Origin of the sequence: Terrisporobacter sp., assembly GCF_017888745.1 — a bacterium.
GTDB lineage: Bacteria > Bacillota > Clostridia > Peptostreptococcales > Peptostreptococcaceae > Terrisporobacter.
In genome coordinates this window covers 1-6763 of record NZ_JAGHFM010000264.1, presented here as the reverse complement: position 1 = coordinate 6763, position 6763 = coordinate 1, and the positions used below count along the sequence as shown (strand labels likewise).

5 protein-coding genes and 1 pseudogene are annotated in these 6763 nt (G+C 30.5%); all 6 read right to left on the bottom strand.

Annotation, left to right across the window (positions count from 1 at the left end):
* Window positions 1-359: 359 nt before the first annotated feature.
* Entirely contained in the window at window positions 360-1001 is a 642-nt protein-coding gene (locus J7G74_RS12040; RefSeq protein ID WP_297135700.1) for a phosphohydrolase, read from the bottom strand.
* Between the two features lie 69 nt (window positions 1002-1070).
* The gene (ilvA, locus tag J7G74_RS12035) at window positions 1071-2273 is read right to left on the bottom strand and encodes a threonine ammonia-lyase (RefSeq protein WP_297135697.1); all 1203 of its coding nucleotides are present in this window, start codon (window positions 2271-2273) and stop codon (window positions 1071-1073) included.
* 187 nt (window positions 2274-2460) lie between these two features.
* Window positions 2461-4092 (bottom strand): peptide ABC transporter substrate-binding protein, encoded by a 1632-nt coding sequence (locus J7G74_RS12030; protein WP_297135694.1) that lies wholly within the window; start codon window positions 4090-4092, stop codon window positions 2461-2463.
* Between the two features lie 49 nt (window positions 4093-4141).
* The gene (locus tag J7G74_RS12025; protein WP_297135691.1) at window positions 4142-5128 is read right to left on the bottom strand and encodes an ABC transporter ATP-binding protein; all 987 of its coding nucleotides are present in this window, start codon (window positions 5126-5128) and stop codon (window positions 4142-4144) included.
* A pseudogene (locus J7G74_RS16950) lies at window positions 5128-6146 on the bottom strand (ABC transporter ATP-binding protein). The gene J7G74_RS12025 and the pseudogene J7G74_RS16950 overlap by 1 nt, the downstream one beginning before the upstream one ends.
* A gap of 15 nt (window positions 6147-6161) precedes the next feature.
* The coding region (locus J7G74_RS12015; protein ID WP_297135689.1) for an ABC transporter permease at window positions 6162-6763 on the bottom strand (602 nt) is incomplete at its 5' end.

The window sequence follows — 6763 nt, the reverse complement described above, 5'->3', positions numbered from 1 at the left end:
TACCTGCAAAAGCAAATAGTAATACCGGTGTAAACATTGCCCCACCAAATCTTTGGATTTTTTGCTTCATGGTGTTTATTTCTCCTTTAACCTTTTTATAATCTTATTTAATAATTTCTTTGTCAGGGTTTATTTTATCTTTTTATAAATTTATATACAATGTTTTAACTGCATTTAGGTATATGGTATAAATCTAGGAACTTATTCCTTTTTATGAAATTTGTCACACTTGATATTTTAAGATACATATTATGTTATTAAATTACTAAGAAAAGGGATATGTTTATATAAACATATCCCTTTTATATTACTTTGACTGATTCAAATTATTAATAATCCATAAATTATATAATACATAATTATTCAGATAGTGTTTTATTATAGAAATCTTCCAATCCTCTTCTTAGATAACTTTCTTTTGGACTATAATCTTGATTAACACTTCTTCCTAATGCATCTGCTTTTGCTAACAGTATCAAGTCCTCTGGACAAATTACTTGAAAAAATAACTTACGAGTACTTTTTAATTTACTATTTTGATTGGCAAGCTGATTTGGTTGCATATGAAATTGGGTCATATTCAATACATAATCCCTCAAATCAACCTCATCTTTATCAGTTATTCTATTTAAAAAATTTCTAACAGATTTTAGTCCTGCCCTTTCATGATTATAAGAAATTATTTTACCATCTTCTTTTATTTGAGTAGTTAGTACTTTTCCAAAATCATGACATAAGGCTGAAAGCATAAATCCAAATTGATTTTTAGCTTTATTTCTTAATTTTGATGCTTCATCAACTACCATCATTGTATGAACAAATACATCTCCTTCTGGATGATGAATAGGTGATTGAACTACTCCAATTAAAGCTTTTATTTCGGGGAAATACTCATCTAGTGAGTTTTTATTTTTCAATTCTTCAAAATATATAGATGGCTTTTCTTCATTTAATAGTACTTTTTCAAGTTCTTCTCTTATTATTTGTTTTTTAGATGTCATTTTTCCTCCCTAATATAATTAAATCTTCCCTTTTGTAAAAAAGAGAGCAACAGCTCTCTTTTGCATAAATTATTTAATTTCAAACCCACCATCTACAATGGATTTTTTAATTTTTTCTATATGTTCATGATCAAATGTTTCCATAATCATATGGGCATTTAATCTACCAAGTTCATTTGATGAGGATAAATTCGCTGCAATAATATTTGCATCTAATCCACTTAATATTCTAGTTAACTCTGCAAGACCTCCTGGCTTGTCTTGTATGTCAGTAACAAATGAAAAACGTCTACCACTTTTAACTAAACCTATAGTTATTATTTTGCTAAGAGTATTAACATCTATATTTCCACCAGATATTATACATACCACATTTTCATTTGCTTTTGGCTTATATTTACCACTTAATATGGCTGCTGTAGTTACTGCACCAGAGCCTTCAGATACTACCTTTTGGTTTTCCATTAAAAATAATAAACCTTCTGCTATTTCTCCCTCTTCAACTAATACAACTTCATCTACTAAATCTTTTACTATATTAAATGTCAGCTCTCCTACAGTTTTGACAGAAATACCATCTGCTACAGAAGTATCTTTAAAGGCCGTAGTAACTTTTCCAGATTTCATAGATTCATACATGGAAGGAATATTTACTGTTTGAACTCCTATGATTTTTACATTTGGATTTAAAGCTTTTGCTGCTACTGCAACTCCTGCTATAAGTCCTCCACCACCAATTGGACATAATATAGTATCTACCTTATCATTCATTTGTTCAAATATTTCAAGACCTATTGTCCCTTGACCAGCTATAACATATTTATCATTAAATGGATGTAAAAAAGTAGCTCCAGTTTCTTTTTGTATTTCTACTGCTTTAGCATAGGCATCATCATATACTACACCTTCTAGTATTACATTTGCTCCGTAAGATTTTGTAGCCGTTACTTTTGCTAAAGGTGCTGTTGCAGGCATTACTATAGTTGCATCTATATTATTCATTTTTGCTCCTAGAGCCACACCTTGAGCATGATTTCCAGCAGAAGATGCTATAACACCATTTGATTTTTCTTCTTCAGTAAGGTTGGCTATTTTATTACAAGCACCTCTTACTTTGAACGATCCTGTTTTTTGGAGGTTTTCGCACTTATAAAAAATATTAGCACCTGTCATTGTACTTAGTTTTACACTTTCTAGTATATCAGTTTTTTTCACTATGTCTTTTATGGTATCTTTTGCTTTTTGTATATCTTGTATTGTTACAGTCTTCATTTGTCTCACTCCTAGCTGCATCTTTGTAATCATATATATTCTATTCAATTGTATAATCTGATATACATGTATTAAAAATTTGATTCTCTTAACCTACTTCATATAAAAATTCTTAATAACAAAGATATTAGCATATGTTAATACACTAATATCTTTTTATTATAATTTACTTTTATTATATTTTTTATTATTCAGTTACTGAGCAATACATAAAGTACTTATATCCAAGTGGTGAAGTATACATTCCTTCTAGTTTATCTGATAATAAGTATAAGTCAGTGTAGTAATAAAGTGGTATTATAGGCATTTCTTCACCTAATATTTTTTCAGCTTCATGCATTTTAGTATATCTTTCTTCTCTATCAGTTGAAGATTTTATTTCTGATATTAATTTATCATATTCTGCATTTGACCATTGAGAGTCATTATTTCCACCACCAGTTACCCACATATCTAAGAAAGATATAGGATCATTATAGTCAGCTAACCAACCATGACGAGCCACTTGATACTCACCTTTATTTCTTGTATCTATAAATACATTCCAGTCTTGAGATGATATAGTTGCATTTACGCCTAGGTTTTCTTTCCACATGTTTTGAACTGCTTCCATTATACTTTCATGACCTTGGTTGCACATTAATTCTATAGTTGGTAGACCTTTTCCATTTTCATATCCTGCTTCTTTAAGAAGTTCTTTAGCTTTTTCTATATTTCCTTTATAATCTGTTGCATCATACCATTTTTCAGCTTTTTCATGGAACTCAGTATCTTTATCTATATCACTTAAACCTGTAGGGACAAAAGTATCTGCTGGTATTTGATTACCTTGAGCTACTTTATCAATTATATAATCTCTATCTATTGCAAGAGAAAGAGCTTTTCTTACTCTTACATCATCTAAGCCTTTTTCTTTAACATTCATACATAAGAAATATGTTCCAAGTTGGCTTTCAGTATAAAGACCATTATCTTTCATAGCCTTAATTTCTTCACTTGGTAAATCATCGCCAAATAATATTTCCTCATTTTTAAATGCTGATAATATTGTATTTTTATCTTCCATAAGTACGAAGTTTATTGTATCTGGACCTAATTTATCTACATCATAGTAGTTTTCATTTTTTTCATATACCATCTTAGATTGATGTTCCCAAGATTTTAAAACATAAGGTCCATTTCCTATATAAGTAGATGGATCTGTAGACCAAGAATCTGCATTAGCTTTTATTATATCCTGTCTTACAGGAAATGTTGCTGGAAATGCACAAACTTCTAAGAAGTAAGGTGTAGGTGTTTTTAAAGTTACTTCTAAAGTTTTTTCATCTATAGCTTTTACACCTAATTCTTTAGGATCTTTTTTTCCATTCATTATATCTTCTGCATTTAATACCATATCTATCATGTAGTTATAATCTGCTCCAGTATCTGGACTAACTAATCTTTGCCATGAATATACGAAATCTTCAGCTTTTACAGGTTCACCATCTGACCATTTTGCATCATCACGAATTGTAAAAGTATAAACAGTTTCATCTTCATTTACTTCATATTTTGCAGCTTGCCCCTCTACTACATTACCATCTTTATCTAATTTCATTAAACCTTCAAAAGCATGGTTTATTAATGTAGCTCCATCAACTGCAGTATTTTTAGCCGGGTCAATTGATTCAGGCTCTGGACCTACATTTACATTAATTTCAAGTCCCCCTGAATCACTTCCTCCACCTGTACTACTACATCCAACTAATGCCATCGATAGACTTAGTACTGAAGCTAGTACAAGTGATATTCTTTTCTTAAATTTTAGCATTTTCATACTATTCCCTCCCCTTTTTATTTATATATAATACAATTAGTAATATATATCATCTATTTATTTTCTTCACATTATGACATGCAACAAAATGACCCTCATTATATTCTTTAAATGTTGGAGCTGAGTTCTTACATTCATCTGTTGCATAAGGACATCTAGTTCTAAAAGTGCATCCACTTGGTGGATTAAGTGGACTAGGTATATCCCCTTTCAGTATTATACGTTTTTTAGATCGACTAGACTTTGGGTCTGCAATAGGTATTGCTGACAATAATGTTTTTGTATATGGATGCATAGGATTTTTATATAGTTCAGAACTAGAAGTTAATTCAACTAAATGACCTAGATACATTACTCCAATTCTATCACTGATATGTTTTACTACTGATAAGTCATGTGCTATAAAAAGATATGTGAATCCTCTTTCTGCTTGTAAGTCTTCTAGCATATTTACAACTTGTGCTTGTATAGAAACATCTAGTGCTGATATTGGCTCATCACAAACTATAAATTCTGGCTCCACAGCAAGTGCTCTAGCTATACCAATTCTTTGTCTTTGCCCTCCTGAAAACTCATGGGCAAATCTATTTGCATGTTCCTTATTTAAACCAACAGTTTCTAATAAACTATAAATTTTTTCTTGTCTTTCTTGTTTATTGCTATATAGTTTATGTATATCAAGAGGTTCACCTATAATATCCCCTACTGTCATTCTAGGATCTAAAGATGCATATGGATCTTGAAAAATAATTTGCATCTTTCTTCTATAAGAATACATATCTTCTTTTGTGATATCTTTTCCATCATAAATAATTTTGCCCTCTGTTGGCTCATGCAGTCTAAGTATAGTTCTACCTAAAGTAGTTTTACCACATCCACTTTCACCAACAAGACCTAAAGTTTCTCCCTTTTTTATATACAAATTTACATCATCCACAGCTTTAACATTTTGTGATTTCATGAAACCTGTTTTTACTGGGAAGTATTTTTTAAGGCCTATAACTTCTATCAAATTATCATTTTTATTTGTATCCATTATGCTTCTACTCCCCCTTTTTCAAATTCTTCTTTTACTAATAACCAACAACTAGATTCATGATTTTCATCTATTGAGTAAACAGGTGGCTCATTATCCATACAAATTTTCATACACTTTTCACATCTTGGTGCAAAAGAACACCCTTTGGGAGGATTTATTAAATCTACTGGATTACCTTCTATAGGTATTAACCTTTCGTGACTATCATTATTTATTTTAGGAATAGATTTTATTAATCCTAAAGTATATGGATGTTTTGGATTGTAAAAAATATCATCAATAGTTCCCCTTTCTATAATGTTACCTGCATACATTACTGCAACTTTATCACAAATTTCTGATATAACTCCCAAATCATGTGTTATAAATATAATAGACATGTTTATTTTTTCTTTTAACTCTTTTAATAATCCTATTATTTGAGCTTGTATAGTAACGTCAAGAGCTGTAGTAGGTTCATCTGCTATTAGTAACTTTGGATTACAAGCAAGAGACATTGCTATCATAACACGTTGTCTCATTCCTCCTGAAAATTCATGAGGATATTGTTTCAATCTTTTTTCTGGTTGATTTATTCCTACCAACTCAAATAATTCAATCATTCTTTTTTGTCTTTGATCTTTATCTAAATCTGTATGTTTTTTAAACTTTCATCAATCTGATTTCCTACTGTAAATACAGGGTTCAAAGAAGTCATAGGGTCTTGGAATATCATGCCTACTTCTTTTCCTCTTAATTTAAGCATTTCTGCTTCAGACATCTTTGTTATTTCTCTATTTTCAAAATTAATATTTCCACCTATTATTTTTCCTGGATCTGGAATAATTCCCATTAGTGCATAAGAAGAAACAGATTTACCACTTCCTGATTCCCCAACTATACCCATTACTTCTCCATATTTTAAGTCATAAGATATTTTTCGTACGGCTTTAACTTCTCCAGAATGAGTAAAAAAAGATACTTCCAAATCTTCTACACTTAGTAATACATCATTTTTATTTAGTGTATTTTCCATAAAATTTTCTCCCCCCTACTTCTTTAATCTTGGGTCAAGTGCATCTCTTAGACCATCACCAAATAAGTTAAATGCAAGTATAATAATACTAATTGCCATAGCAGGGAATATCAATCTATACGGATATGATGCAATACCATCTAATGCATCTGATGCTAAAGATCCTAAACTTGCAAGTGGTTTACTTACACCAATACCTAAGAAACTTAAAAATGCTTCTGTAAATATAGCTGATGGTATTTGTAACATAGTAGTAACTACTAATTGACCTATACAGTTTGGAAGTAGGTGCTTAAATATTAATCGTTTATTATTTGCTCCCAAAGCGCGAGCTGCACTAATATATTCCATTTCTTTTAATTGTAATACTTGACCACGAACTATTCTCGCCATTCCTACCCAGTATAATAATCCATAAACTATAAACATGGCTATTATACCTGGCCCCAAAGTTTGAAGGGCCCCAAAAGCATGACCTGAATCAAAAGCTTTAGTTAGTGGTTCATTTAAAACTATTCTTAATAAGATAATAATTAGCATATCTGGTAAAGAATAAATTATCTCAACTATTCTCATCATTACTGCGTCTACTTTTCCACCTAATAATCCAGATATAG

What these genes read in the sequence shown, in the direction of transcription:
- J7G74_RS12040 (WP_297135700.1), bottom strand. Translation starts at nt 1,001, where the DNA reads ATGACATCTAAAAAACAAATAATAAGAGAAGAACTTGAAAAAGTACTA.
- ilvA (WP_297135697.1), bottom strand. Translation starts at nt 2,273, where the DNA reads ATGAAGACTGTAACAATACAAGATATACAAAAAGCAAAAGATACCATA.
- J7G74_RS12030 (WP_297135694.1), bottom strand. Translation starts at nt 4,092, where the DNA reads ATGAAAATGCTAAAATTTAAGAAAAGAATATCACTTGTACTAGCTTCA.
- J7G74_RS12025 (WP_297135691.1), bottom strand. Translation starts at nt 5,128, where the DNA reads ATGGATACAAATAAAAATGATAATTTGATAGAAGTTATAGGCCTTAAA.